This is a genomic window from Campylobacter sputorum, assembly GCF_002220775.1.
Taxonomy (GTDB): Bacteria; Campylobacterota; Campylobacteria; order Campylobacterales; family Campylobacteraceae; genus Campylobacter_F; species Campylobacter_F bovis.
In genome coordinates this window covers 167,108-192,944 of record NZ_CP019685.1, presented here as the reverse complement: position 1 = coordinate 192,944, position 25,837 = coordinate 167,108, and the positions used below count along the sequence as shown (strand labels likewise).

The 25,837-nt window shown below is 29.5% G+C and carries 29 protein-coding genes; 17 read left to right on the top strand and 12 right to left on the bottom strand.

The window, feature by feature from the left end; genetic code table 11:
* A complete protein-coding gene (locus CSPB_RS01000) occupies positions 1-1,011 on the bottom strand; it encodes an AI-2E family transporter (RefSeq protein ID WP_089192803.1) in 1,011 nt (336 codons plus the stop codon).
* 109 nt (positions 1,012-1,120) lie between these two features.
* Here CSPB_RS01000 and CSPB_RS00995 point away from each other — a divergent pair, with 109 nt between their 5' ends.
* Positions 1,121-3,049: a motility associated factor glycosyltransferase family protein gene (locus CSPB_RS00995; RefSeq protein ID WP_089192802.1), complete on the top strand. Its 1,929-nt coding sequence runs from the start codon at positions 1,121-1,123 to the stop codon at positions 3,047-3,049.
* A gap of 37 nt (positions 3,050-3,086) precedes the next feature.
* Here CSPB_RS00995 and CSPB_RS00990 read toward each other — a convergent pair whose 3' ends face one another.
* The 6 genes from CSPB_RS00990 to rpsT all read right to left on the bottom strand — a co-directional run bounded on the left by CSPB_RS00990 (position 3,087) and on the right by rpsT (position 12,109).
* On the bottom strand, positions 3,087-4,508 hold the full coding sequence (locus CSPB_RS00990; RefSeq protein ID WP_089192801.1) for an efflux transporter outer membrane subunit: 1,422 nt from the start codon (positions 4,506-4,508) through the stop codon (positions 3,087-3,089).
* Entirely contained in the window at positions 4,501-7,707 is a 3,207-nt protein-coding gene (locus CSPB_RS00985) for an efflux RND transporter permease subunit (protein WP_089192800.1), read from the bottom strand. The genes CSPB_RS00990 and CSPB_RS00985 overlap by 8 nt, the downstream gene beginning before the upstream one ends.
* The gene (locus CSPB_RS00980; RefSeq protein WP_089192799.1) at positions 7,707-8,822 is read right to left on the bottom strand and encodes an efflux RND transporter periplasmic adaptor subunit; all 1,116 of its coding nucleotides are present in this window, start codon (positions 8,820-8,822) and stop codon (positions 7,707-7,709) included. Before CSPB_RS00980 ends, CSPB_RS00985 begins: the two co-directional genes overlap by 1 nt.
* A 160-nt stretch (positions 8,823-8,982) precedes the next feature.
* Positions 8,983-10,461 (bottom strand): flagellin B, encoded by a 1,479-nt coding sequence (locus CSPB_RS00975; protein WP_089192798.1) that lies wholly within the window; start codon positions 10,459-10,461, stop codon positions 8,983-8,985.
* A 300-nt stretch (positions 10,462-10,761) separates the two neighbouring features.
* Entirely contained in the window at positions 10,762-11,829 is a 1,068-nt protein-coding gene (prfA, locus tag CSPB_RS00970; RefSeq protein WP_089192797.1) for a peptide chain release factor 1, read from the bottom strand.
* A gap of 7 nt (positions 11,830-11,836) precedes the next feature.
* Positions 11,837-12,109, bottom strand: a complete 273-nt coding sequence (rpsT, locus tag CSPB_RS00965) for a 30S ribosomal protein S20 (protein WP_033916991.1) — start codon at positions 12,107-12,109, stop codon at positions 11,837-11,839.
* Positions 12,110-12,285: 176 nt separating this feature from the next.
* Between rpsT and glmM the strand changes: the two genes are divergently transcribed.
* Genes glmM through CSPB_RS00940 form a run of 5 tightly spaced genes read left to right on the top strand, consistent with a single transcriptional unit; the run spans position 12,286 to position 15,542 of the window.
* Complete coding sequence (gene glmM / locus CSPB_RS00960; RefSeq protein WP_089192796.1) at positions 12,286-13,626, top strand: phosphoglucosamine mutase; 1,341 nt, start codon at positions 12,286-12,288, stop codon at positions 13,624-13,626.
* Positions 13,619-14,089: a signal peptidase II gene (lspA, locus tag CSPB_RS00955; protein WP_089192795.1), complete on the top strand. Its 471-nt coding sequence runs from the start codon at positions 13,619-13,621 to the stop codon at positions 14,087-14,089. The genes glmM and lspA overlap by 8 nt, the downstream gene beginning before the upstream one ends.
* Entirely contained in the window at positions 14,068-14,448 is a 381-nt protein-coding gene (locus CSPB_RS00950; RefSeq protein WP_033916994.1) for an SHOCT domain-containing protein, read from the top strand. Before lspA ends, CSPB_RS00950 begins: the two co-directional genes overlap by 22 nt.
* Before the next feature lie 10 nt (positions 14,449-14,458).
* Complete coding sequence (locus tag CSPB_RS00945; protein ID WP_033916995.1) at positions 14,459-14,896, top strand: CopD family protein; 438 nt, start codon at positions 14,459-14,461, stop codon at positions 14,894-14,896.
* Positions 14,886-15,542: a DNA alkylation repair protein gene (locus CSPB_RS00940; protein ID WP_089192794.1), complete on the top strand. Its 657-nt coding sequence runs from the start codon at positions 14,886-14,888 to the stop codon at positions 15,540-15,542. The genes CSPB_RS00945 and CSPB_RS00940 overlap by 11 nt, the downstream gene beginning before the upstream one ends.
* Here the strand turns inward: CSPB_RS00940 and CSPB_RS00935 are convergent.
* Complete coding sequence (locus tag CSPB_RS00935; RefSeq protein ID WP_089192793.1) at positions 15,510-15,719, bottom strand: hypothetical protein; 210 nt, start codon at positions 15,717-15,719, stop codon at positions 15,510-15,512. The two genes, CSPB_RS00940 and CSPB_RS00935, sit on opposite strands and share 33 nt — an antisense overlap.
* Before the next feature lie 144 nt (positions 15,720-15,863).
* Here CSPB_RS00935 and CSPB_RS00930 point away from each other — a divergent pair, with 144 nt between their 5' ends.
* Entirely contained in the window at positions 15,864-17,348 is a 1,485-nt protein-coding gene (locus CSPB_RS00930; RefSeq protein ID WP_089192792.1) for a DASS family sodium-coupled anion symporter, read from the top strand.
* A gap of 206 nt (positions 17,349-17,554) precedes the next feature.
* On the opposite strand, the gene CSPB_RS00925 is transcribed toward CSPB_RS00930, so the two are convergent.
* The 4 genes from CSPB_RS00925 to CSPB_RS08560 form a co-directional block, all read right to left on the bottom strand.
* Positions 17,555-18,019, bottom strand: a complete 465-nt coding sequence (locus tag CSPB_RS00925; RefSeq protein ID WP_089192791.1) for an ankyrin repeat domain-containing protein — start codon at positions 18,017-18,019, stop codon at positions 17,555-17,557.
* A complete protein-coding gene (locus tag CSPB_RS00920; protein WP_089192790.1) occupies positions 18,010-19,443 on the bottom strand; it encodes a catalase in 1,434 nt (477 codons plus the stop codon). The genes CSPB_RS00925 and CSPB_RS00920 overlap by 10 nt, the downstream gene beginning before the upstream one ends.
* 233 nt (positions 19,444-19,676) lie before the next feature.
* Positions 19,677-19,880, bottom strand: a complete 204-nt coding sequence (locus tag CSPB_RS00915) for a DUF3137 domain-containing protein (protein WP_195180761.1) — start codon at positions 19,878-19,880, stop codon at positions 19,677-19,679.
* Positions 19,881-19,901: 21 nt separating this feature from the next.
* Entirely contained in the window at positions 19,902-20,069 is a 168-nt protein-coding gene (locus CSPB_RS08560) for a hypothetical protein (RefSeq protein WP_161492169.1), read from the bottom strand.
* Between the two features lie 108 nt (positions 20,070-20,177).
* Between CSPB_RS08560 and CSPB_RS00910 the strand changes: the two genes are divergently transcribed.
* From CSPB_RS00910 to CSPB_RS08555, 10 genes are all read left to right on the top strand, one after another.
* Positions 20,178-20,759 carry a glycosyltransferase gene (locus CSPB_RS00910; protein ID WP_089192788.1) on the top strand — a complete coding sequence of 194 codons (582 nt, stop codon included), beginning with the start codon at positions 20,178-20,180 and terminating at the stop codon, positions 20,757-20,759.
* Positions 20,756-21,634 (top strand): glycosyltransferase family 2 protein, encoded by an 879-nt coding sequence (locus CSPB_RS00905; RefSeq protein ID WP_089192787.1) that lies wholly within the window; start codon positions 20,756-20,758, stop codon positions 21,632-21,634. The genes CSPB_RS00910 and CSPB_RS00905 overlap by 4 nt, the downstream gene beginning before the upstream one ends.
* 50 nt (positions 21,635-21,684) lie before the next feature.
* On the top strand, positions 21,685-21,948 hold the full coding sequence (locus CSPB_RS00900; protein WP_089192786.1) for an EexN family lipoprotein: 264 nt from the start codon (positions 21,685-21,687) through the stop codon (positions 21,946-21,948).
* A complete protein-coding gene (gene trbL, locus CSPB_RS00895; protein WP_089192785.1) occupies positions 21,839-23,128 on the top strand; it encodes a P-type conjugative transfer protein TrbL in 1,290 nt (429 codons plus the stop codon). Before CSPB_RS00900 ends, trbL begins: the two co-directional genes overlap by 110 nt.
* 15 nt (positions 23,129-23,143) lie before the next feature.
* The gene (locus CSPB_RS00890; RefSeq protein WP_089192784.1) at positions 23,144-23,830 is read left to right on the top strand and encodes a VirB8/TrbF family protein; all 687 of its coding nucleotides are present in this window, start codon (positions 23,144-23,146) and stop codon (positions 23,828-23,830) included.
* Between the two features lie 18 nt (positions 23,831-23,848).
* A complete protein-coding gene (locus CSPB_RS00885; RefSeq protein ID WP_089192783.1) occupies positions 23,849-24,325 on the top strand; it encodes a TrbG/VirB9 family P-type conjugative transfer protein in 477 nt (158 codons plus the stop codon).
* A gap of 149 nt (positions 24,326-24,474) precedes the next feature.
* On the top strand, positions 24,475-24,690 hold the full coding sequence (locus CSPB_RS00880) for a hypothetical protein (protein WP_089192782.1): 216 nt from the start codon (positions 24,475-24,477) through the stop codon (positions 24,688-24,690).
* On the top strand, positions 24,683-24,958 hold the full coding sequence (locus CSPB_RS00875; protein ID WP_089192781.1) for a type II toxin-antitoxin system YafQ family toxin: 276 nt from the start codon (positions 24,683-24,685) through the stop codon (positions 24,956-24,958). The genes CSPB_RS00880 and CSPB_RS00875 overlap by 8 nt, the downstream gene beginning before the upstream one ends.
* Positions 24,955-25,290 carry a hypothetical protein gene (locus CSPB_RS00870; RefSeq protein WP_089192780.1) on the top strand — a complete coding sequence of 112 codons (336 nt, stop codon included), beginning with the start codon at positions 24,955-24,957 and terminating at the stop codon, positions 25,288-25,290. Before CSPB_RS00875 ends, CSPB_RS00870 begins: the two co-directional genes overlap by 4 nt.
* 214 nt (positions 25,291-25,504) lie before the next feature.
* Complete coding sequence (locus tag CSPB_RS08555) at positions 25,505-25,675, top strand: hypothetical protein (RefSeq protein WP_161492062.1); 171 nt, start codon at positions 25,505-25,507, stop codon at positions 25,673-25,675.
* Positions 25,676-25,837 lie beyond the last annotated feature (162 nt).

Sequence of the window (25,837 nt, the reverse complement as noted above, 5' to 3'; positions counted from 1 at the left end):
CTAATCTTTATTGCTTAACAATATCGATATAAATTTAGTTTTTTTATTGCTATCCATCGCTATTTTAAGACTCATTGTAAGAGGAACTGCTAGAAACATTCCCCCTATTCCAAGCACAAAACCCCAAAATATCAAACTCAAAATAACTACAAGTGTAGAAAGCCCAAGTTTATCACCAAGAAATTTAGGCTCTATAAAATTTCCTATACTGATATTTATAACAAGATAAAAAATACTTACCCAAAGTGCATTTATGTATCCATTTAAAAGCAATGCTATTAAAATAGCTGGAATAGAAGCTATTATAGAACCTATCGTAGGAATATAGTTAAGCAAAAATGCGACCATCCCCCAAATAGGTGCATATGGGACATTTAAATAAATAAGAACAATCCAAACAAGCACACCAGTAGCAAGCGAAGATATAGTTTTTATAGCAAGATACCTTTTTAAGTCAGATATAAATCTATCTACCATAATCTTATTTTGAGAATTTAAATTTGAAAAATAAATAACCTTTTGCTTAAAAATATTTGTCTCTATTATCATAAAAACAAAAAGTAAAAGCACTATAAAAGTCTTACTTATAAGAGTAGAAGACCATTTTAAAGCACCACTTGTTGCTAAAAATATATTATTTGGATTGATATAAGAAAAAAGAGATTCATTAAAGCTTATATAATCCGTAAATGAACTAAATTTTAGTATCAAATCACTATAAAAACTCATAAATTTAGATTGCAAATCTGGTAAATTTGTTAAAAAATTTGTCATATTTTTAGCAACTACATTTCCAATTATAAAAAATAATCCAAAAAAACACAACAACACAATAATAAGAGATATAGCACGAGGGATTTTAAGTTTTTGCATATAAGTTATAATAGGAGATATTAATACAGCTAAAAATATAGCTAATAAAAACGGTATTACTATATCTTTAGCAAAATAAAGACCTGTCATTATAATAACAAAAGATGCCAAATTTATAAGCAGTATCGAATTTCTCACTTAAAGTTTATCCTAATAAAATAAGTTTTAAGCCGATATTATACTCAAAAAATTTTAACATTAATGGCATTTTATGATACAATATTAAAGAAATTTAGGAGTTATATTAATGAGTAAAAAACAGGAAAAAAAAGATATATACACTAAAAACATAGAAGCACTGCTTAAAGTAAATCCAAAATTAGCGGTAAATATTTTTAAAATCAAAACAAATGAAAAATTTGAAGTATTTGCAGGATCTGATCCGATTAACATAAACATAGTAGAAAAATCAGGCGAAGGCTTTTTATATATTCATGCAGTTGATGATGTAGAGGCTAAATTAAATGATATAGAAAATAAATACTCAAGATATCCAAGCTTGTTTTTTTATGGTATTGGAAATGGAGTATTGTATAAAGCACTTCTTACAAATGTAGCTCATAAAGTTATTGTTATTTTTGAGCCTCAAATAGAATTATTATATATTGCACTTAGTTTGATCGATTTTTCAAAAGATATAAAAGAAAAAAGACTTAGGCTTTTTAATGCTATGGATGTTAGTTACTACGAACTATATGAATTGGCAAAAGATGAAAATATAAATCCTTATGTAAAACTTTACAATATAGACATACATTCAAAATATTATGACAAATTTAAAGACAACATTGTATCGCTAAATCAAAATATGTCAAATGCTATAAAACAGATGGTTTTATCGCACGGAAACGATACAAGAGATGCTCTTGTTGGTATAGCTCATCACATACAAAATACACCCGATATGCTAAAAAGTATACCATTTAAGTCTATAATTAAAAAAAGAAGCAAAAAAAGAAAAACAGCAGTTATCGTATCAACTGGACCATCTCTTACAAAACAGCTTGATTTGCTAAAAGAATACGCTCCATATGTAACTATCATAAGTATTGATGCGTCTTTACCGATACTTCAAAAGCACGGCATTAAACCAGATTATGTTGCTTCAATAGAAAGAGTTGAATATACATCAAGATTCTTTTTAAATTTAGATAAAGAGCTTTTAAAAGATACCATTTTTATGCTACCCTCATTGACGCACAAACAAAGCATTGTAAATTTAAAAGATTTTCAAAAATCTATAATTATGCGCCCTTTTAACTTTACAAGAGCTTTTGAGATGGATGATTTTGGTTATGTTGGTATTGGAATGTCTGCTGCAAATAGTGCTTATGAGATAGCTGCTTTTTTAAAGCATGAAAATATTTTATTAATCGGGCAGGATTTAGCATTTTCAGATGACGGCAAATCGCATGCGGCAAATCATATTTATGGTGAAAATGAAAAAAAAGTGGATAATAACTCCATTATGACACTTAGATATGGTGGAGTTGGTCTTATAGCTACAACATGGATTTGGAATCTGTTTAGAGGAGCTTTTGAAGTTGCTATAGAGGAAGCAAAACACTTAAAAATAAATACTTATAATTGTACTCAAGGTGGATCTAGGATAAATGGAAGTATAGAAATGCCATTTAAAGAAGCGTTAGAAAAATTTGCAGACAAAAATCCAAAGCATTTAGAAAAAGTAGAGCCATTTGATGATGAAACAATCAAACTAAATGCGAAAAAAATAGAAAAAACATACAAAGAACTAAAAAAATATATCTTAGATTTAATAGCAAAAATAGAAAAATTATTTCTTGAAATTGCACCAAAAATAGACAACTTTGAGCTTTTGTATTTAGAAGAGAAAAAAAATGAGATAGATTATGATGAAATTGCAAATATGATAAAAGAAATAGATATTATAAAAGATGAAGTCGAAAGCAAAAAATTTACAAAATACTGCGTAGATGCCACTCAAGCCTATATATACACACAAGAGCTAAATTTAGCAAAATTAGCCGTAGCAATAACAACTACAGATGGTGAAAAACGAGATAAAATGCTAAAATGGGTTATAGCACATAAATACTGGTTATTTACATTAGCGGGTGGATTACAATCACAAATTAATGCTATGGAAACAACAGAAGAAATTATGCTTGATTTTTTTAAAAGTTTAAATAAATAGCTTGGTAAATTTAAAAGAGCTATAAGCTCTTTTAAATTTAGTTATTTTTATGATTTAAGATATTTATATCTTCTTTATCTTTAAGTTCAAATCCACCACCAAATGCCTTATACACTCCAACCATACTATTTAACACATCCTGCTTTGATTTAACAAGTGAAAGTTTTGCATTAAGGAGATATCTTTGTGCATCTAAAAGTTCTAAATAATCGCTATATCCAGAATTAAATCTAGTTTCAGCAAGATCATAAATCTTTGTCTGAGAATCAACAAGCTCTTTTAAACTATCTTGTTTTTTAAGAGAATTTTCTCTATTGTTTAATGCATCTCTAACTTCGCCAAAAGCCTCTTTAACAGTCTTATCATACATTATCAAACTAGCATTTTGTTCAAGATTAGCAAGTTCAACTTTTTTAGAAGTTCTACCAAAGTCTATAAGCGGTCCTATCAAACTACCGCCTATATTCCAAGTATTTGCATTACTAACAAACAATCTATCAAATTCGCCACTACTATAACCAAACATTCCAGTTAATGAAATTTGTGGAAAATACTCTGCCTTTCTAACACCTATTAAAAAATTTGTTGATTTTAAAATTTCTAAAGAGCTCGCAACATCTGGTCTTTTAAGTAAAATATCTGAACTAATTCCTGCTGGTAAATCAACATTAGCGTTTTCAACAATAGAACTTAAAGATGTATCAACATTTATATCATTATGCAAAATTTCTTCGTAATTTTTTCCTGTAAGTATTAAAAGAGCAGTATTTGCTTTAGATAAAAGATCTGAAATTTCAGCAAGTTGGGATTTTGCTAAATCTACTTGTGATTTTGCTTGATAATACACAATCTTGCTTATAGAACCTGCTTTTAGTTGATTTTGCCTAAATTCCATGCTGTTTATATAACTTTTTAAAGTATCTTGCAAGATACTCTCTTGAGCTTTTAGTGATAATAGTAAAAAATAAGAATAAGCAACATTTGAAGCTATACTAAGCCTAGCACTCTCATAATCATATATGCTAGATTTATACATAGATTTAGCAGCACCTACACTATTTCTAACTCTTCCCCACAAATCGATCTCGTAATTTAACATAGCACCAATACTATAAACCCCGTGAGAGTTTAAATCTACAGCCTTAGGAAAGTTGTTTTGCCTAACGGCACTACCGCTAATATTTACATTTGGAAGATACTCTAGTTCTTGTAAGCCCAAAGCAACCCTAGAACTTTCTATGGAATTTAAAGCTAAATTTAAATCAGAGTTATGCATTAATGCACTATCAACCAAAGAATTTAAAGTTTTAGAATTAAAAATCTCCCACCATTTATCACTTATATTTACGCTTGCTATACTAGCATTAAAATCAGGTGATTTTTGTATAGGAATGTCTGGCTTAAAAGAACATCCTGATATAAAAATAGTGATAAAAATAACAAATACAATTCTAAACATTTGATGATCCTTTATTTTCTAGCAATACTTTTTCATCATTTAATAAATTTGAACTGTTTTTATTTATATCATCGCTATCATTTTTACCAAATTTACGATCTAACCAAGAATTAAAACTCTCAAAAATATAAAAAAACATTGGTATAAAAAATATTGCTATTGTTGAAGCTGCTATCATTCCACCAACAACACCAGTTCCAAGAGCATGTCTTGAAGCCGAGCCAGCACCTGAACTTAATACCATTGGCAAAACCCCCAAAGTAAAAGCTAAGGATGTCATAACAATAGGTCTAAATCTTATCTTTGATGCGTTTATAGAAGCTTCAAAAATGCTTTTTCCATTTCTATGTTCTTCCATAGCAAACTCGACTATAAGTATAGCATTTTTAGCCGCAAGTCCTATTAGTAACAAAAGTCCTATTTGAAAATAAACATCATTATTTTGTCCACCAAAATATGAAAATAACAAAGCACCAAAAACCGAGAAAGGAACTGCGGTTATTACAGCAGCTGGCATAAGCCATCTTTCATACTGGGCTGCAAGTATGAGATAAACAAATATAAGACCAAAAATAAAAGCAACTGTTCCAGTTCCGCTAGATTGAACTTCTTGATAAGCACTACCAGACCAACCTATAGTATATTCGTTATCAAACATATCATTAAATACTTCGTTTATAGCCTTAATAGCCTGACCGGATGTATAACCAGTATTTGGCTCACCCATAATCTTTGCAGCTCTAAATCCGTTAAATCTATCAACATTATCAGGACCTAAAATTCTTTTTAAACTAACAACATTATCTAATGGAATCATATCTCCATTGATATTTCTAACATAAAGCATTCTAAAATCATCAGGATTATTTCTAAATTCACTTTTTGCTCTTAAATTTACTTTAAATGTTTTTCCCATCAAGTTAAAATCATTTACATAATAAGTCCCGATATTTGCATTTATAGTCAAAAATAGATCTTGTATATCAATTCCAAGCATTTTAACTTTATCCCTATCAAGAGTTAATTCATATTGAGGAAAATTTGTATCTAAAGTTGTTCTTACCATTTTTAACTCAGGTCTTTGATTTGCAGCTTGTGCCAATTTTTGCATATCAACTTCAATCTCATTATAGTCTTTGCCACTGTTTGACTGAGCATACATTTCAAAACCACCGGTAACAGAAAGTCCCATAATCGGAGGTGGATTCATAATAAAAGTCATTGAATTTTTATCTGAATACAACATTTTATTGTATTTATCGGCTAGATAAAATGACGAAGATTCCGGAGTAGTTCTTTGTGACCAATCAATGAAATTTATAAACATTACCGCAGCATTTTCTCTTAATGATCCAGAAAAAAGATCATATCCCATCATAGCACTTATATATTTTACATTTTCATCTTGCGACAAAACTTTTGATATATTATCAACATTTTGGGAAGTTCTTGCTAAGGTTGAAGCTGGTGGTAGCGTTGTTACCGCAATTATAGAACCCTTATCTTCCATAGGAACAAGTCCTCCTGGAACCACTTTCATAAGATGATAAATACTAAAGAGCATAATTGCAATAAAAATAAGAGAAGGTATGATATGTCTTAATATTTTTGCAACACCTGCTGTAAATATATTTGTAGAAAAATCAAAAAAGTCATTAAATTTTTTAACTATCCAAAAATTTTCTTCTCTTTTTTTAGTAAGTATTGTGGCACAAAGTGCTGGAGTTAGCGTTAGTGCAACAAGACCTGATATACACACAGAAACAACTAGAGTTAATGCAAATTGCTTTTGTATAATTCCAACAAACCCCTCCATAAAAGCAACAGGAACAAATACAGCAGAAAGCACAAGAACTATGGAAACAACTGGTGCAAACATCTGCCCCATAGCTTTTTCAGTAGCCTCAACTACGCTAAGTTCTGGCTCTTCTTCTAAAATTCTCTCAACATTTTCTATAACTATAATCGCATCATCTACAACAATACCAATTGCCAAAATAAGAGCAAAAAGCGTAATCATATTTATAGAAAATCCCATTAAATATATACCGCCAAAAGCCCCTATTATCGATACTGGAACAGCAAGCATTGGTATCAAAGTAGCTCTTACATTGCCTAGGAAAAAATACATTACAACAATAACAAGAATAAGTGCTTCTATAAATGTTTTTACTACTTCATTTATAGAAACTTGTATAAAATCTGTTGTATTATAAGGTATGTTATAAGTTAAAGTCCCTGGAAAAGATTTTGAAAGTCTTTCAAGTTCAGCTTTAACAGCTTGAGATGTAGCAAGTGCGTTTGCATCATTTTGTAAAAATATCAAAATAGGAGCAGCAGGAACACCATTCATTTTTCCTTCAAAAGTATAGTTTTGAGCTCCAAATTCAATATCTGCTAAATCTTTTAATCTAAGCATAGAACCATCATTATCGCTTCTTATGATAATATTTTCAAATTCTTTTATACTTTTTAATCTTCCTTCTGGTTTGATTGATAAAACATAAGGATTATCAGTGCTAAGCGGAGCTTCGCCAAGCTTACCTGCTGCAAATTGTGAATTTTGTTCTCTTATAGAATTTATTATATCTGTAGTGGTTATAGCATATTTTTGCATTAAATCAGGTTTTAGCCAAATTCTTATAGAATAATCTTTTTCGCCTATAACAACAGCTTCTCCAACACCTGGAACTCTTTTTAAAGATTCTACTATATTTATAGTTGCATAGTTGTTTATCTCAACTATATCCATATCTTTATTTGGATCAAAAACAGTAATAACACTAAGAATCGAAGTACTTCTCTCAAAAGCAGTTATTCCGTTTCTTTTTACCTCTTGAGGAAGTTGTGCTTCAGCTGATCTAACTCTATTATTTACATTTACTGTTGCTTCTTGAGGATCTGTGCCTATTTTAAAATAAACACTTAATTTCATAACTCCACTAGAACTAGATGTGCTTTGCATATATATCATATTTTCAACACCATTTATAGCATCTTCTAGTGGTGCAGCAACAGTGTCTGCTATCGTTTGTGCATCAGCACCTGGATAAACAGCATGAACAACTATTTGAGGCGGTGTAAGTTGTGGGTATTCTTCAACAGGAAGTGCTTTTAGACTTATAATACCGGCTATTACAATTACTATGGATATTACGCAAGCAAACACCGGCCTGTGTATGAAAAATTTAGAAAACATTACTTATTCTCCTTAGCCTCGACAACACTTGCACCAACACTTATTTTTTTGAAATTATCGATTATAATTTTGTCTCCATCATTCAAACCATCTCTAATAATTACTTCATTTGAATTTTGTGAAACCATTTTGACATAAGATTTTGAAACTTTATCTTTTTTGATTATATAAACATAAGGTCCTATTTCGTCTTGTTGTAATGCGATTGATGGAATTTTATATCCGTTTTTTTCATAAAAACCTTCCATTTTTATTCTTCCATAAGATCCTGGTAAAAGATTGCTTTGGTTATTATCAAATTCCGCTTTTGCAGATATTGTACCGGTTTTATTATCTACAACTTTGTCAATAAAAGTTACTTTTCCACTATAAATATTATCGCCAACTTTTAAATTTGCCTTATTTCCAACTTGTTGCCATTGCTTTGAATCTAAATTTTGATTTATATTTAAGCTATCTATTTCTGAAATAGCAAAATCAACATCTATTGGATTTAGCTTTGTAAGACGAACCAAATTTGCGCTACTTAAATTTACATAACTTCCAACATCAACCAATGGATCTCCAAGTATACCATCAAAAGGTGCCCTAACTTCTGTATAGCTCAAATCAATATCTGCATTTTTCAAATTTGCTTTTGCACTTTGAATTTGTGCTTTTGTTATACCATATGTAGAAATCGCAGCGTCGAATTCTTTTTGACTTATTGCATTGTTGTTTTTTAGATTTTTTGCACGATTATACTCAAGCTCAGCCCTTTTAAAATCAGCATTTGCAACCTCTAAAGAAGCCTGGGCGCTAAGCTTTGCTGCTTCATATTTATCTGGTTCTATTAAAAAAAGCTTATCACCTTTTTTTACTTTATCACCAGCTTTAAAGTATTGTTCTTGCAAAGTTCCTGAGACTTTTGCAACCACCATAACATCTTGCTTGCTAGTAATCCTAGCAGGAAATTCAAATGATATTGGGATATTATCACTTTTAGCTGTATATATGCTAACTTCCATAGGTGGTATAGATTGCTTTTGTTTATCTTGTTTTGGCTGCTCTTTTTCACACCCTATAACAAAAAAAGCAAAAACAAATAACAAAATAAATTTAATGTTCTTACTCATTTATCTTCCTTAAAATATAGTGTAATTTGTATTACAAAATTGTTTGAATTCTATCTTAATTCATTAAACAAATGAATAATCAAAATGAAAAATTAGCTGTTATAAATAAAAAAAGCCACCCATAAAGAGTGGCTTTGTGGATTAGTATCACTAACTTTTGTTATTGTAGTAATCTTAAAACATTTTGTTGAACAGCATTTGCTTGACTCATTGCATAACTTCCTGATTGTGCTAAGATATTAAATTTAGAGAACTCAGCACTCTCGCTAGCAAAGTCAACATCTCTGATTTGAGATTCAGCTGATTTAACATTTACTTGAGTTACTGAAATGTTATTTACAGTTGATGTTATTTGATTTTGAACAGAACCAAGGTCGGCCCTAATAGAATCAAGGTTTTTAGTTGCAGTTTCAGCTATACTCATAACAGCCATTGCACCTTTTAAGGTTGTAACACCTGCTGTTTTAGCAGTACTTATGGATTCAACGTTTGCATTTGCATTAAAGCCCATTGCTGAAGCAACATCTTTTTCTATAACACCCTTAATCTCTCTTAGAGATACAGTTTTTTGTGCTACTTTTGCCGGATCTTCATAACCTATCTTACCATTTGCTCCACCAGAAACTATAATATCATTTCCTGAAAGTCTAGTAAGTGAAAGTCTTCCGTAATTTTCTGCAGCGATATCTCCCATCTCAGTAGCAGCATTTTCTACTTTTATACCTCTACCATCTCTTGAGGTTAAATTTAAATTACCTCTACTATCAACGCTTGCTTCAACACCAGTTGTATCTTTAACAGCATTTATTGCAGCAACTAAAGCATTTGTTGAGTCGTTTGCTTTAAAATCAACTTTACCAATTGTAACACCATTTATTTTAAAAGCTGAAGTTGTAGAGCCTTCTTTTATAGCCTCTTTACCAGTTGTTTGAACATTATAAGTTGCACGGATACCTGTTTTATCAGAAACTTTGTTGATATTTTCAGCAAGTACCCCTATACCTGTTCCAACACTTGTTGAGATAACAGCACTTTCTATCTCGTAGTCATTTACACCATCTGTATTTATAAACTTAATTTTAACTTCACTAGAAGCTGTAATGCTAGCACCTGTTTCAAATCTAGTTAAACCTATTTTATTTGATGTTGTAGCTCCAATTGTAGCTTTAACACTCTCATTTGAGTAAGCACCCACTTGAAACTCTTTGTTTATAAATGTTCCAGAAAGTAACTTTTGTCCATTAAAGCTTGTTGTATTTCCTATGCTATCAAGTGATTCCATAAGACGAACAATATCGTTTTGTATAGCACGACGAGACTCAGTTGTTTGACCATCTTGTGCTGCTTGAACCGCTTTAGCTTTGATAGTATCAAGAATTTTAAGTTGCTCATCCATAGCTTTATCAGCAATCTTAATGATACCAATAGCATCATTACCATTTGCAATAGCTTGACCAAGTGAACTTGCTTGTGAGCGTAAGCTATCTGCTATTGCAAGACCAGAAGCATCATCTGCTGCAGTTTGAATTCTAAGACCAGAACTTAATCTACCTAAAGAGTTGTCTAAACTTCTATTGTTTACAACAGAAGTAGTGTGAGCGTTCATTGCCGCAATGTTAGTGTTAATACGAAATCCCATTTTAAATCCTTTTAAATGTATTTAGTAACTTTCTTGTTACTTGAAAACCATATCGGCAGATAAAAAAAAATGTTTAGCCATTTTCATAATAAATTTTAAAAATATATTTTATTGTAGGAATTTTGGAGTAAAATGATAATTATTTTTTTCTTTTACTATAAATTCTATAAGAACTTATAGTAAAAACTAATATAAATATGATTAAAAAAAGGGCAAAACCTAAAATATCATTTGTATTGTATAAATTTATGCATTTATACAATACAAAAAAAGAAGCTAATAAAAATATATAATTTTTTATTATATATCCTGATTTTCTATAGCCATAGCTTGATGATGAGCTATGAGAGGATCTATAATCTCATCAAAAAGCCCTGCAGCCATTATAGCATCTAGTCTATAAAGTGTTAAATTTATGCGGTGATCTGAAATGCGATTTTGAGGATAATTATAAGTTCTAATCCTACCACTTCTATCGCCTGTGCCAACTTGATCTTTTCTTTTTGCTCTTTCTTCTTCTAGTCTTGCTTGCTCTTGCATATCATAAAGCCTTGCTCTTAAAACCTTTAGTGCAGCGTCTTTATTTTTGTGTTGAGATTTTCCATCTTGATTTACAACAACAAGTCCTGTTGGGATGTGCGTCACGCGAACGGCTGAATCAGTTGTATTAACAGATTGTCCACCATGACCAGAACTTCTCATAACATCTATTTTTAAATCATTTGGATTTATTTGTATATCGCTATCCTCAGCCTCTGGCATAACAGCGACTGTTATGGCACTTGTATGAACCCTGCCTTGACTTTCAGTTTGTGGAACCCTTTGAACTCTATGTGTTCCACCTTCAAATTTAAGTCTAGAGTAAGCACCTTTACCTTTTACTAGCAAAATAATCTCTTTATATCCACCTACACTGCCCTCGCTAAGACTAACTATCTCAAATTTATATCCTCTAACCTCAGTATAACGCATATAAGCATTAGCAAGATCCCCAGCAAATAAAGCGGCTTCATCTCCACCAGTTCCAGCACGAATTTCTAAAAATATATTTTTATCATCATTTGGATCTTTTGGGATAAGTAAAATTTTGATATCTTCTTCTAGCTTAGTTTTTTTCGCTTCAAGCTCTTTTAACTCTTCTTTGGCAAGTTCGCCAAGCTCACTATCATCAAGTATAGCTTTATTATTTTCTATATCATCTAAAACCTTGAAGTACTCTAAACTAGCGTTTCTTATAGGCTCTATATCGCTTTGTTCTTTTGAAAGAGATGTCATTTTGTCTATATCTTGCAAAATTTCTTTTGAGCAAAGCAAAGAACTTAGCTCATCATAACGAGCTACAAAAGGTTTTAGCTTATCTATAAACATTTAGTTATTATGCAGCTTGATCTATTTTATTTATAAGTTTTGCAAGTCTGCTTACGCGCCTTGAAGCAGTTTCTTTCTTTAAAAATCCTTTGCTTACAAAACTATGAAAGCTTTTGTTTGCAATTTTAAATGCAGCTAATGCCGCCTCTTTATCGCCACTCTCAGCAGCTGCTCTAACATCTCTTGTGATGTTTTTTAATCTTGTGCGATAAAATCTATTTCTCTCAGTTTTTTTAAGAGTTTGTCTAGCTCTTTTTTCTGATGATTTATGGTTTGCCATTTTTTTACCTTTATTATCTTTTAGTTTTTGTATTTTAAACTTGTGATATTACTATAAATATTCTTAAATATTACTAAATTTAAGTAAAAATTAATAATATTTTAATTTTTTATTTTTGTGTTAGTTTATCTTAGATACAATTATCAAATTAGTTTAATTTTTCTAAGGAATATTTAATGAAACTTTTTGGAACAGATGGCGTTAGAGGTAAGGCAGGAGAAAAACTTAGTGCCCATTTTTCTATGCGTTTAGCAATGGCAGCTGGAATTTATTTTAGAAAATATTCACACTCAAACACAATTCTTTTAGGAAAAGATACTAGAAGAAGTGGATATATGATAGAAAATGCTATCGTTGCAGGACTAACTTCTGTTGGTTACAATGTTTTACAAATAGGTCCAATGCCAACACCAGCAATTGCTTTTTTAACTGAAGATATGAGATGTGATGCGGGAATCATGATATCAGCTTCACACAATCCATATTATGATAATGGTATTAAATTTTTTGATAATGAAGGTAACAAGCTAGATGAAAATATAGAAGAAGAGATTGAAAATATATTTTTCAACGATGAGATTATAAATGAGTCTCAAAAAACACTTATGTCTATTGGGTCATGTAAAAGAATAGACGATGTTATCGGAAGATATATAGTTCAGATAAAAAACTCTTTCCCAAAAGAACTTACAATGTATGGAAAAAGAGTTGTCTTAGATGTAGCAAACGGAGCAGCTTACAAGGTCGCACCAACAGTATTTAAAGAGCTTGGTGCCGAAGTTATCGTTATAAACAATTCTCCAGATGGTAGAAATATAAATGAAAAATGCGGTGCACTTTTTCCAGAAAATTTAGCAAACGAAGTTGTTAGGTTAAGAGCCGATGTTGGCTTTGCTTATGATGGAGATGCAGATAGACTTGTGGTTGTAAATGAAAAAGGAGAAGTTGCTCACGGAGATGCACTTCTTGGTGTTTTAGCTATAGATCTTTATAACTCAAAAAAACTCAAAAACAGCTCAGTTGTGGCTACTGTTATGAGTAATGCAGCCCTTGAAGATTATCTTAAAAAGCATAAAATAAAACTTTTAAGAGCAAATGTTGGTGATAAATATGTTTTAGAGCAAATGAGAGCAAATGATTTAAATTTTGGTGGTGAACAAAGTGGCCATATAATATTTGGTGATTATGCAAAAACTGGAGATGGAGTTATATCTTCTTTGAAATTCGCAGCATGTATGGTAAAAAGCGGTAAAAATGCAAGTGAAATTTTAGATGAGATAAAACCTTATCCACAAAAACTTGTTAATCTAAAAATAACAGAAAAAAAACCCCTTGATGAGATAGAAGGCATAAAAGAGCTTGAAAACTCTCTTGCAAAAGATGGGATACGCTCACTATTTAGATATTCAGGAACAGAAAATCTAATAAGACTTCTTTTAGAAGGCAAAAACGAAACATTAGTAAGCAAAAGAATGGAAGAGGTTGAGAAATTCTTTTTAAAAGTATTAAATGTGTAAGGCGATATTTAAATTTGGACTATTTTTCTTAGTTATACTTTTATTGGATCAATTTATAAAACAGATTTTTATCAATGGTTTTAGATGGAATGGTGAATTTTTTTCGCTCATTCTTACATACAATAAAGGTGTAGCATTTTCGATGTTTGCATTTTTAGAAGAAAATTTAAAATATATACAAATTTGCATAATTACTTTACTTTTGGTATATTTTATATATCAAAAAAAATTTTTTATGCAATTTCCAGCTCTTATAGGCATTTTAATAGGAGCTGGAAGCTCAAATTTGCTTGATAGATTTATACATGGTGGCGTTGTGGATTATGTATTTTGGCATAAGTGGTTTGAGTTTGCTGTGTTTAATTTCGCAGATGTTATGATAAATATATCAGTTGGATTAATTTTATTAATTGAGATTTTTAGCAAAAAAAAGGATAAAAATTGCAAAAAAATATCTATATAGCTTATATTTTATGGTTTTTTTCATCGCCAATTGGCGGAGGTCTTCATAGAATTTATTGTGGTAAATTTATGAGTGGATTTTTACAAATCGGACTTTATTGGCTTGCATATATATGTTTTGTAACCATAATTGGTATGATTATAGCCTTACCTGTTTGGATTATCTGGGGGCTTTGGTGGCTAAGTGATGTTTATTTTACCGGTGTTTTAGTAGAAGAGAGTGCAATTTTAAATAGTATTAACAAAAACTTATCACAAGAAGAAACTATAAAAAATATTGAAACTTTGTATGAGCTTTATCAAAAAGGAGCAATAAGCAAAGAAGAGTATGAAGCAAGAAAAGAAATTTTAATGAGATAAAAGGAGAAAAATGAGTTACGAATGGATTAAATGGTGGCATTTTGCAGCGTTTATATCGTGGATGGCAATGCTTTTTTATCAACCAAGGCTTTTTGTTTACCATGCAGAAAATATAGACAACAAAGACTATATAAAAGTTCTTAAAAAACAAGAAAAAATGCTATTTCATGGCATCGGCTGGATAGCAATGATTGTAACATACATAAGTGCTATTGCAATCATAGTTCTTTATAAGCCTGATTTGATGAGTCTTGGATACTTTCATATAAAATTAACTTGTGGTGTTGTAATGACTGCGTATCATTTAAGTTTGTGGTATTTTATGATAAAATTTGACAAAAATGAGTGCAAGCTATCTGGTAAGTTTTTTAGAGCATACAACGAAGTCCCAACTATAATAATGTTTATAATTCTTTGGGCTATGCTTGTAAAACCTTATGAAATGTAGTGCGAGTTATCAAAACGAAATTTTAGAAAAATTAAACAAATTTAGAGATAAAAAGTATTTGGAATTTTCAAAAAAGTTAATTCCAAATGCTAACGCTAGTATACTTGGTGTTAAAATTCCTTACATAAAAAAAATAGCAAAAGAAATTTCAAAAAACTACAATTCAGAAATGTTTTTATCACTTTATGAACCAAAATTTCACGAAGAGTATCTACTAAAAGCTATATTTTTAAATTTACAAAAAGATATAAATTTAGAAATTTTATATGCAAAAAAATTTATAAAAACTATACCAAACTGGGCTGTATGTGATACTTTTTGTATCAAAAAGAATAAAAATTTAGAAATTTATTATGAGCTTATGAATTCTTTTTATGATGCAAAAAGTGAATTTGAAATCAGATTTTATTATGTATTTTTTATGAAAAATTTTTTAAATTTAAATAGTTTGAATGAAATTTTTACGAAAATTACACAAGAAAAAAGTGATTTTTACTATGTTAAAATGGCTATATCTTGGCTACTTTGCGAAAGCTATATAATAGATAAAATAAAAACAGAAGATTTTATACATAATAAACTTGAAGATGAATTTATAAAATCTAAAGCTATCTCAAAGATAAAAGATAGCTTTAGAACCAGATAGATTAGCAATTGCCTTTTTTAGCTTGCCTGGTGGACAGAACTTACCATTGCCATTATGATGACCATCATCTATTATAACTTTATTATCGTCTAATATCACTCTACTTGGTGTTTTGGCACTTATTGTACATCCTATCACAAAAACAGCAATTAAAAAACATATAATACTATCTTTCAACTTTTCTCCTTAAAATATTATGGTAACTATATTTACATAAACTTATACATTATTTATAAAATTAAATAAAAATAATAATATTAAATTTAAATATCTTACAATATAATCACAATAATCACAAAAAATCATCAAAAAGGAGAAGATATGCCTGAAGAAATTTCTCAACAAAAACCATCTTTGGCTAAACAATATGGACTTATATTTGCCATTTTATCAATGTTTATCATATGGATGTTACCAAATCCATCTGATTTACCAATTGCTGGACAAAGAATGATAGGAATTTTAGTATTTGCGATTATTGTTTGGATGAGTGAATGCATGAGTTATCCTGTCAGTGCTTTTGTCATTTTAAGCCTTATGGCATTTGGCTTAGGTGTTGCACCAAGTATAGAAAATCCACAAATTATGATGGGGACATCAAAAGCTATAAAAATAGCGCTTTCAGGATTTTCAAATTCATCATGGGCTTTAGTTATGGCAGCACTTTTCTTGTCAGCTGCAATGATTATAACAGGTCTTGATAAGAGAATAGCTCTTTTTGTTATGTCTAAAATAGGCACAAAAGCTAAACATATGGTTGTAGGAGTAATTTTAGTAGGTTGTATATTAAGCTTTTTTGTCCCAAGCACAACCGCTAGAGTTTCTTGTGTTGTTCCTATTGTTATAGGCATAATAAGAGCTTTTGGTGTCAAAGCAGGATCCACATTTGCTGCAATTATGATGATAGCTGTTGCACAAGCAGATAGTTTATGGAATGTTGGCGTAAAAACTGCAGCAGCACAAAATATGGTAATGATTGGATTTGTAAAAGATATTTTAAAAACAGATATAAGCTGGTTTGAATGGTTTATAGCTGCGGCTCCTTTTTCTGCTGTTATGTCTATAATACTATACATTACACTTATAAAAATTTTACCACCAGAAATAGATGAAATACCAGGTGGGCAAACTGCTATAAAAAAAATGAAAGAAGAGATGGGACCTATAAGTATAAATGAAAAAAAACTTATGGTTATTTCATGTATATTACTCTTTTTTTGGGCTACGGAAAAAACTTTACATCCTTTTGATACCGCATCAGTTACAATAGCTGGTATTGCTATAATGTTTTTACCAAAAATCGGCGTTATGGACTGGAAAAATGCTGTAGGAAAAATAAACTGGGGAACAATCATACTTTTTGGTGTTGGCATAAGCCTTGGAACAGCACTTTTACAAACAAAAGCTGCAGTGTGGCTAGCAAACTATTTTGTAAGTATATTTGGCTTAAATTCAATGTCAGCACTTATGCTAGTGGCAATCTTGGGCTTTTTCTTAATCATTATACATCTTGGTTTTGCTTCTGCAACTGCTCTTGCAGCGGCAATGATACCTATAATCATATCTGTGTTACAAAATGTTGAAACACCTGATATAAATGTTTTAGGTCTTACAATGATATTACAATATGTAATATGCTTTGGTTTTATACTGCCTGTAAATGCGCCACAAAACATGATAGCTTACTCAACGGGATATTTTAGTGTAAAACAATTTGTCATAACAGGAATTCCACTATGTATAATAGCCTACTTAATGATTTTATTATTTAGTGCAACATATTGGGCTTGGTTAGGATATGTATAAAATAAATTATATTTAGAATATAAAAAGTGTTGCTAATAATTTATAATATTTCAACACTTTAATTTTAATTTATAAAAAAGATGATTTTATAAATTTAACTTTTTAAATTTTGAATATATGTTGCAGATATTTTGCTGATTTTATAAATATAAAAAAAATAGAATAATAAATTTAATATGTTTATTAAATTTAAAAATACTGGAAATTTATCTAAAAATTCCCAGTATTTTAGAACTCATTTTTTTAAGAGATGATTTATTTTGTGATTTTTCTAAAAGATAATTTGCAATTTCTTTTCTTCCAAACATAATAGCGAAAGCATAAGGTGTCATTCCCATACCACAGTTTTCATCTATATTTGCACCTTTTTCTACAAGCAGTCTTACTATATCTAAATAACCCTTAAAACAAACTCCTGCAAGCGGAGTTTGTCCACGATCATTTTTCTCATCAACTAAAGCATCATTTTCTAAAAGCATTTTACAAGTTTGCAAACTACCATTATAAGCTGCAATCATCAAAAGAGTATTACCTTTGTTATCTTTTAAATTTACATTTAAACCAGATTTAATCATACTTTCTAATGTTTCTACTTCATCTTTTCTAGCAAAATCCATTGCCATAAGGCAAAGTTCATTAAACCTTGCCTCTTCTTCTTTTGTTATTTGCATTTTTTATTAAGTGCCTCTATAACACCTTTTGCATAAGCTGTGTCTATTTTTTCAAAGTGCTTTAAAGCTCTTTGTTTTACTTCATCACTAACTCCATCCATACTATCTGCAATATTGTTAAAAAGTTGAGATTTTTGAGAATCATTCATTAAGTCAAACAAAGCTTTTGGTTGTGAGTAGTAATCCTCATCATCATAACCAAATCTCTGTGCTGCACCATCAAGCTCTAAATCTGGCTCTAAAAAACTTTTATCCTCAGCTGGGCCATTATAACTATTTGGTTCATAGTATTTTTTACTCTCAACATTATACATTCCATTATTCATAGATCCGCCAACTGTATAAGTATTTACATCGACTATCGGGCGATTTACTGGAAGTTGTGCATAGTGTGTTCCAACTCTATATCTATGTGCATCTGCATAACTAAATATCCTAGCTTGAAGCATTTTATCTGGGCTAAATCCAATTCCTGGAACTATGTTTGATGGACTAAAAGTAGCTTGTTCTATCTCATTAAAATAATTTTGAGGATTTTTGTTTAACTCAAAATAACCGACATCTATAAGAGGATAATCTTTATGCGACCAAACTTTAGTTAAATCAAAAGGATTAAATCCGCAATTTTTTGCATCTTTTTCACTCATAATTTGAATTTTGAAATTCCATCTTGGAAAATCGCCTTTTTCAATACTTTGATATAAATCCCTAATATTACTTTCTCTATCTTTTGCAATTACTTCAGCAGCCTCTTTATTTGTTAAATTTTTTATACCTTGTGCAGTTTTAAAGTGAAATTTAACCCAAAATCTCTCATTTTTTGAATTTATAAAACTATAAGTATGGCTTCCAAAACCATGCATATGGCGAAAACTTGCAGGAATTCCTCTATCGCTCATAAGAATTGTTACTTGATGCAAACTTTCTGGTACCAAAGTCCAAAAATCCCAAGCAGCATCATTTGAACGAAGATGAGTAGATGGATCTCTTTTTTGCGTATGTATAAAATCAGGAAATTTATAAGCATCGCGAATAAAAAATACAGGGGTGTTGTTTCCTACTAAATCCCAATTTCCTTCTTTTGTATAAAATTTCATTGCAAAGCCTCTAACATCTCTTTCGGCATCTGCTGCACCAGCTTCCCCTGCAACAGTTGAAAAACGAATAAGCATTTTAGTCTTTTCGCCTTTTTGCAAACAGCTTGCTTTAGTATACTTTGATATATCTTGTGTTATAACAAGTTCTCCATAAGCGCCAGCTCCTTTTGCATGCACTGTTCTCTCAGGTATTCTCTCCCTATTTTGATGTGCAAGTTTTTCTATAAGTTGGTAATCTTGCATTAAAAGAGGTCCATTTTTACCTGCTGTTATGCTATTTTGATTATCGGCTATAATGTTGCCGGCTGTTGTAGTTAATTTGTTCATATTATTCCTTTAAATTTTAAATTAAATAATAAAAATTATTATTTATGTAATTATATACAACTATAGTAAATAAAATATATATGAAAAATTTATGCATGTATTAATAAATTTAAAATTTGCTATTTTTTAAAATTTTTATAATTTGTAAAAGTTTTGCAAATACACTTTTATACTCTTTAATACATGAATCGTCTGTAATTAAACTTTGATAAATTCTAGATTCAAAATAATCTTTAGCAGTAAAAATATATAAAAAATTTTATTTTTAAAAAAATCATACCAACTGATGAAATTAAAATTTCTCTGATTTTTATAAAATTAACCACAATGCTACTATCTAAAATATATCTTGATCGTATTTGATCGTTTGTATAAACATCAAAAATATCTTCAAATATAGCATCATCCATATAAGCTCTTTTGCGCAAAAACTTCATTTGAGGCATTTTTTTATCTTTTTATCTGTATAAAACATTAAAATCATTTGTAAAATTAGCTACAAAAATATCCAAAAAACATTTTCTACAACACCATGCTCTTTGTTTTTTAGTAGCCCCAATATCACTAAATTTAACTTCAATCGCTTCAACTGGTTTAAAAACAGCTATTTTTATCAGCGAACACACCAATCATACATTTTTAAAACACCCGATTTTGCGAATTTTAAAACGCATAACATATCCGTTTGCAGATGGACTTTCAGTTTTGAGTCAATTTGATCTAAATTTTTACAAATTTGTCAAAAATCGTCAAATAATCCGAAATTCGATCTTTATATCAAAAAGGAAAATCTCATTTTAGCGGCTGGAAGATTGGAAGATTATAAAGGTTTTGATATTTTTATAAAAGCAATCGCCAAAATAGATCCTAAAATTTTAAAAAACTATAAAATCGTAATTGCTGGCGATGGAAATCAAAGAGAAATTTTGGAAAATTTAGCAAAAAATTTAGAATTAAATATCGAATTTTTAGGCTTTATAAAAGATATACAAACAGTTTATCAAAAGGCAAAAATCGTCGTCGTAACAAGCAGAGCCGAGGGATTTTGTAATATTTTGATGGAGAGCATATTTTTCGATATCGCACGAATCTCAACAGATTGCAACGCAGGTCCAATTGAGCTTATAAAAGATAATTTTGACGGATTTTTATGTAGAGTTGATTATGTTCAACAGATTGCCGATAAGATAGAAATTTTAATAAAAGATGAAAATTTAAGGCAAAAATTTATAAAAAATGCAAATTTAAGACGCAAAAATTTTACTCCTCAAGCAGTTTCGCAAAAATGGATAAATTTTATAAAGGATAGCATTTGAAACCCTTAATAAGCATAATAGTGCCAGTTTATAATGTCGAAAAATTTTTAAAAACCTCTCTTAAAAGCCTGATAAATCAAACCTATAAAAATATCGAAATTTTAGTGGTAAATGATGGAAGTAGCGATAAAAGTGGTGAAATTTGTGATGAATTTGCTAAAAAAGATAGCAGGATAAGAGTTTTTCATCAAAAAAATTGTGGACAAGCAGCTGCAAGAAATTTAGCACTAAATCACGCAAAAGGCGAATTTTACAGCTTTGTAGATAGTGATGACTGGGTTGAGACTAATTATATCCAAACTCTATATGAACTTTGCGATAGTTTTAAAACTGATATTTCGATGGTTGGATTATATCAAAACAAAGACGGCTCACAAAAGGTGCTTTGTTGCGATGAGACGCGAATTTTTAGCCAAAAAGAGGTTTTTGATAAAATTTGTTTTAGCGAAGATGGTTTTGGCTGTTTTTTTCCAAAAATGCTATTAAAAAGTGAATTTATGATCAAATTTCCGCAAAATCAACCATACGAAGATATAGCGATCTATCACAAAGTCATATCAAAAGCAGAATTTATCGCGCTTAGCAAAGAGCCAAAATATCACTACAGAATTCACCAAAACTCCACAACAAACTCAAATTTTAATCCAAAACAGCTTTTTCATATCAAAAATGCGACCAAATTTAGAAATTTTATAATCAAAAAATATCCAGATCTAAAACCGTGTGCAAACTATTTTTTATGTAACGCGATGGCTATGCAAAATAATGAACGGATACTGCAACAAGCTAAAGAAGAAATTGAAATAAAACCAGATCCAAGAGTACCTTATGGAAAAGGTAAAACTACATCAAACCCAGAAGCATTTAAATTCTAAAAAAGGGGTAATTATGTATAATAAAAATAAAATTTTAATAGGAGAATACAATGAAAAAGTTATTTGTAAGCAGTTTATTAAGCTTAGGCTTATTAGTCTTTTTAACTGGTTGTGGGGAAGAAGCAAAAACCAAGGAATATTACTCTCAACATTTAGAAGAAGCCAAGGCAAGAGTTGCAGAGTGCAAGAAGCTGGAGAAATTCAATGAAACTGAACAAATCGATTGTGCAAATGCAAATAAGGCGCTATTTTTACGCAACGATCATATCAACAATCCATACGATACAAATAAAACTTGGTCGCCAACATTCTAATAATAAGATAAGAATATTATTTATCTTATTTATTTTATTTACACTTAATTCTGAAGCGCTGGCTATAGATAATAGCCAGTCAATTTTAAATACTCTTCAAATTGGATTAAAAGGCTGGATTCCAATTATAAAATCAGCTTGCTTGTATGTTTTTTGGACTCTTGTAACAATTGACTTAGTTTGGACTTTTGGAATGCAAGCACTTCGAGGATTTGAGATTGGAGAATATTTAGCAACTCTTATTAAAAAAGTTATTTTTATTGGTGTTATGCTATTTCTATTTAATGTTGATTATTGGCTTAAATTAATATTTGATAGCTTTTCACAACTTGCAACCAATGTTAGTGGCAGTATTAGAATTGGTCCAGACAATATAATATCTAGTGCTTTCAAAATAGTTTCTTCATTATTAAAAACTTTAGATTTTGATATAGCTCTTAGTCTTCTTAAAATTTTTGCTGGATTAATTATTTTAATTGCATTTGTTTTAATGGCAATCGATTTGCTTATAGTATATCTTAAATTTTACATTATGAACATTATAATTTTCTTTGCTTTGGCGTTAGGTGGTTTAGAGAAATTTAAAGAAATAGGTTTAAATCCGGTAATAACAGCAATAAAAGTTGGAATTGAATTATTTATGATTCAAGCTTTAATGGGATTATGTATTATAACTATAAACAATAACTTTAATACTCTAACAAAATATGAAGTAGATCTTATATTGCAAATATTTGTTATGGCTTTAATATTTTGCATGATTACAAAAATGATACCTGGACTTATCGAAGCAGTTTTTAATGGAACAGTAGGAGATAGTGCTGGAGCAAGTGCTGGATTTAGAGCAGTAGCAACTATGGCAGCTGGTGCAGTAGCAACTGGAGTTGGCGGATCTATTGGCGTAACTAGAGCCATGAATGCAGCTAAAGAAGCTCACTTAGCAGAGGGTGGAAAAGGTGGAATGAATCTCGTAAGAGGAGTTGCAAAACATCTTGCTACAACAAGCGGAGAGCACTTAAAAGATAATTTTAGACATGGAAGAATGCCAAATGATATAGCAAATAGGCTGCAAGAAAAAGTAAAATCATCGACTAATTCAAATTTGAGTGGTGGAATTAGTGGTAACTCAAAAATACCAAATGAACCTTATATCTCTGGTGTAAATAGTGATACTAAATAACAAAGGAAAATATGAATGGGCATTTTTAAGCAAAAAATGACAAATAAGCAAGAAAGCGTTAATAATCCATATTTAAACGCTAAAAGGGAATGGTTAGAAAGATATGGCGATTATATATCACATGCTAGAAATTGGCAAATAGTAGCTATACTTAGTATTATAGTAACGATAATTTCTGTTTCTTATATTGGCTATATTGGCTCTCAAAACAAATTAATACCTTATATAGTAGAAGTAGATAAACTTGGTAATACAGCAAATGTTGGAATGGTTAAAAATGTAGATATTAAAAATCCAAATGTAATCAAATATAGTCTAAATACTTTTATTTATTCTTGGCGTTCAATTTGGGGAAATCCAGAAATTCAAAGGAAATTTATTTTTGACGCATATAAATACATAGAACCAGGTTCAAAAGCATTTTTATTCTTAAATGATAGTTATGCAAAAGCAAATCCATTTGAACAAGCCACAAAACAAAATGTTAGAATAAAAGTAGATAGTATAGTATTGCAAACAAATGATACATGGCAAATACAATGGAGAGAAACAACAACAAATTTAGCTGAAGAACAGATATCTGATGTAGTTTATAGAGGATTTTTTAAAGTAAAACAAATTATACCTACAAAAGAGGAGGATATTTTAAAAAATCCTCTTGGTATATTTATTACTGATTTTAATTTCGCAAAAATTTTATAAAACAAAAGGAATAATTATATGAAAAAATTAATATTAATACCAGCGATTTTAAGTGCTACTATAGCATTTGGATTAAATGAAAGTGAAAGAGATTTTGCAAATCTAACCGAAAAAGAAAGAAAAGATCTTGCTATAGCTCAAAAATGGATAGATGAAAAAACAACAACCATACCTGGAGCAAATGGGGAAGTAGTCTTTTTATTTGGTAAATCTATGCCCAGCATAATTACAGCACCTTTAAGACTTACAAATATAGCTCTTGAACCAGGAGAAGAAATTAAAGATATACAAATAGGAGATAGTATTAGATGGATAGTATCTCTTAGCATGAGCGGAAAAGATCCTATTACTTCACATATAATTATTAAACCTACTGAAAAAAATTTGCAAACCACATTAAATATTATGACTGATAAAAGGGTATATAAATTAAATTTAGTTTCAGAAGATAAAAAATTTATGCCTGGAGTTGCTTTCATTTATCCTGCCTTTTAACTTCAAGATATTATATCAGATTATTAGCAATTATAAGTTTAATTTTATTTAATTACCTATAATTACTAATAATAACTTATAATTACTCATTTTATAGATTTTTTACCAAAATTAAGATATAATTAAATAAAAGATAAAAAGGATTAAAAATGCAAGTTTTAATAAACATTGAAAATGCCAATAAAAATATAATAAATGCTTTAAAGGCTGTTTTAAAGACTCAACCAGAATTAAAATTTAAAATAAAAGAACAAAAACAAAGCTGGGATGATGAGTGTAAAGAGCTTATAGAAGATTATAAAGCAAATAAAATAAAATCATACAAAGATGCCAAAAAAATGCACCAGGATATTTTAAATGGCTAAATATGAAATAATCCATTCAAAAAGCTATAAAAAAGCGATTAAAAAGATAGATAAATCACTTTTACCAGAAATTGAATATGTTATTGACAAATTAGCAAATGATGAGATTTTAGAAACCAAATTTAAAGATCATCAACTAAAAGGAGAATACAAAGATTTTAGAGAATGTCATATTAAGCCTAATTTATTGTTGGTATATAAAAAAGACAAAAATTTATTAATACTAATCGCTTTTAAACTAGGTTCTCATAGTGAGATTTTTAAATGAAAAAAGGTGAAGCTAAAATTGAATTTTTTTCAAATTTAAATTACTTAAAAAAAGAATTTGAATCAGGATTAGTAGTATCAAAATTTCTTTATGAAAAAGCAAAAACTAGTAAAAATTTTAAAATGTCTTATAAGCAATTTAATAAATATTTTAACGAAGTATTTAAAAATATTAACAATAAAACAAAAACAATTAAAACTCCAAAAAATAATAATGAAATAATAAAAGTTAAGATAGAAAACGAACCAATAAAACTACAAATAAAAACTAATAACAAAAAAATATTTGATAGTAAATATGGAAAAAAATTTAATAATGATGATATTTTATGAATTTTATAATTATTTCAATTAATTTATTTTTTTGAAATTATAGTGAAATATCGTAAAATTTTATTGTAATCTTAAATTAAATTTACTACTTTAAGATTTCTAAACTTAAATTTCATAATTAAAAATAATAGAAACACCCAAATAATAATAAAAATTAGAAAAAATGTAATACTTAAAAATAAAGCTTGATTTAATAAAACAATTTTTTACAACTTTGATTGTAATATTTGCAGGTATATTTGGTTTTTTATTTTTAAATTTTGATAAAAATTCTGCATTTTTAAATTTATGTTCTGTTATTGGTATAATTTTTGTTGGTGCTATCTTTGGCATATTACTAAAAATGGCTATTGATATTTTAAAAGAGATGAAAGGCTTACTATGAGTTTATATATTGCTATATTTGCTATGATTTGTTTAGCTGCAATGATTGGTATTGCAGGTTATAAGATTTCTAAAATTTAACTATTTAAAATATAGGAAAATATTGATCAATTCCTTTTCCCTAATTGATGAGAGCTTTTGCACGGAGTATAAGGACGATGTG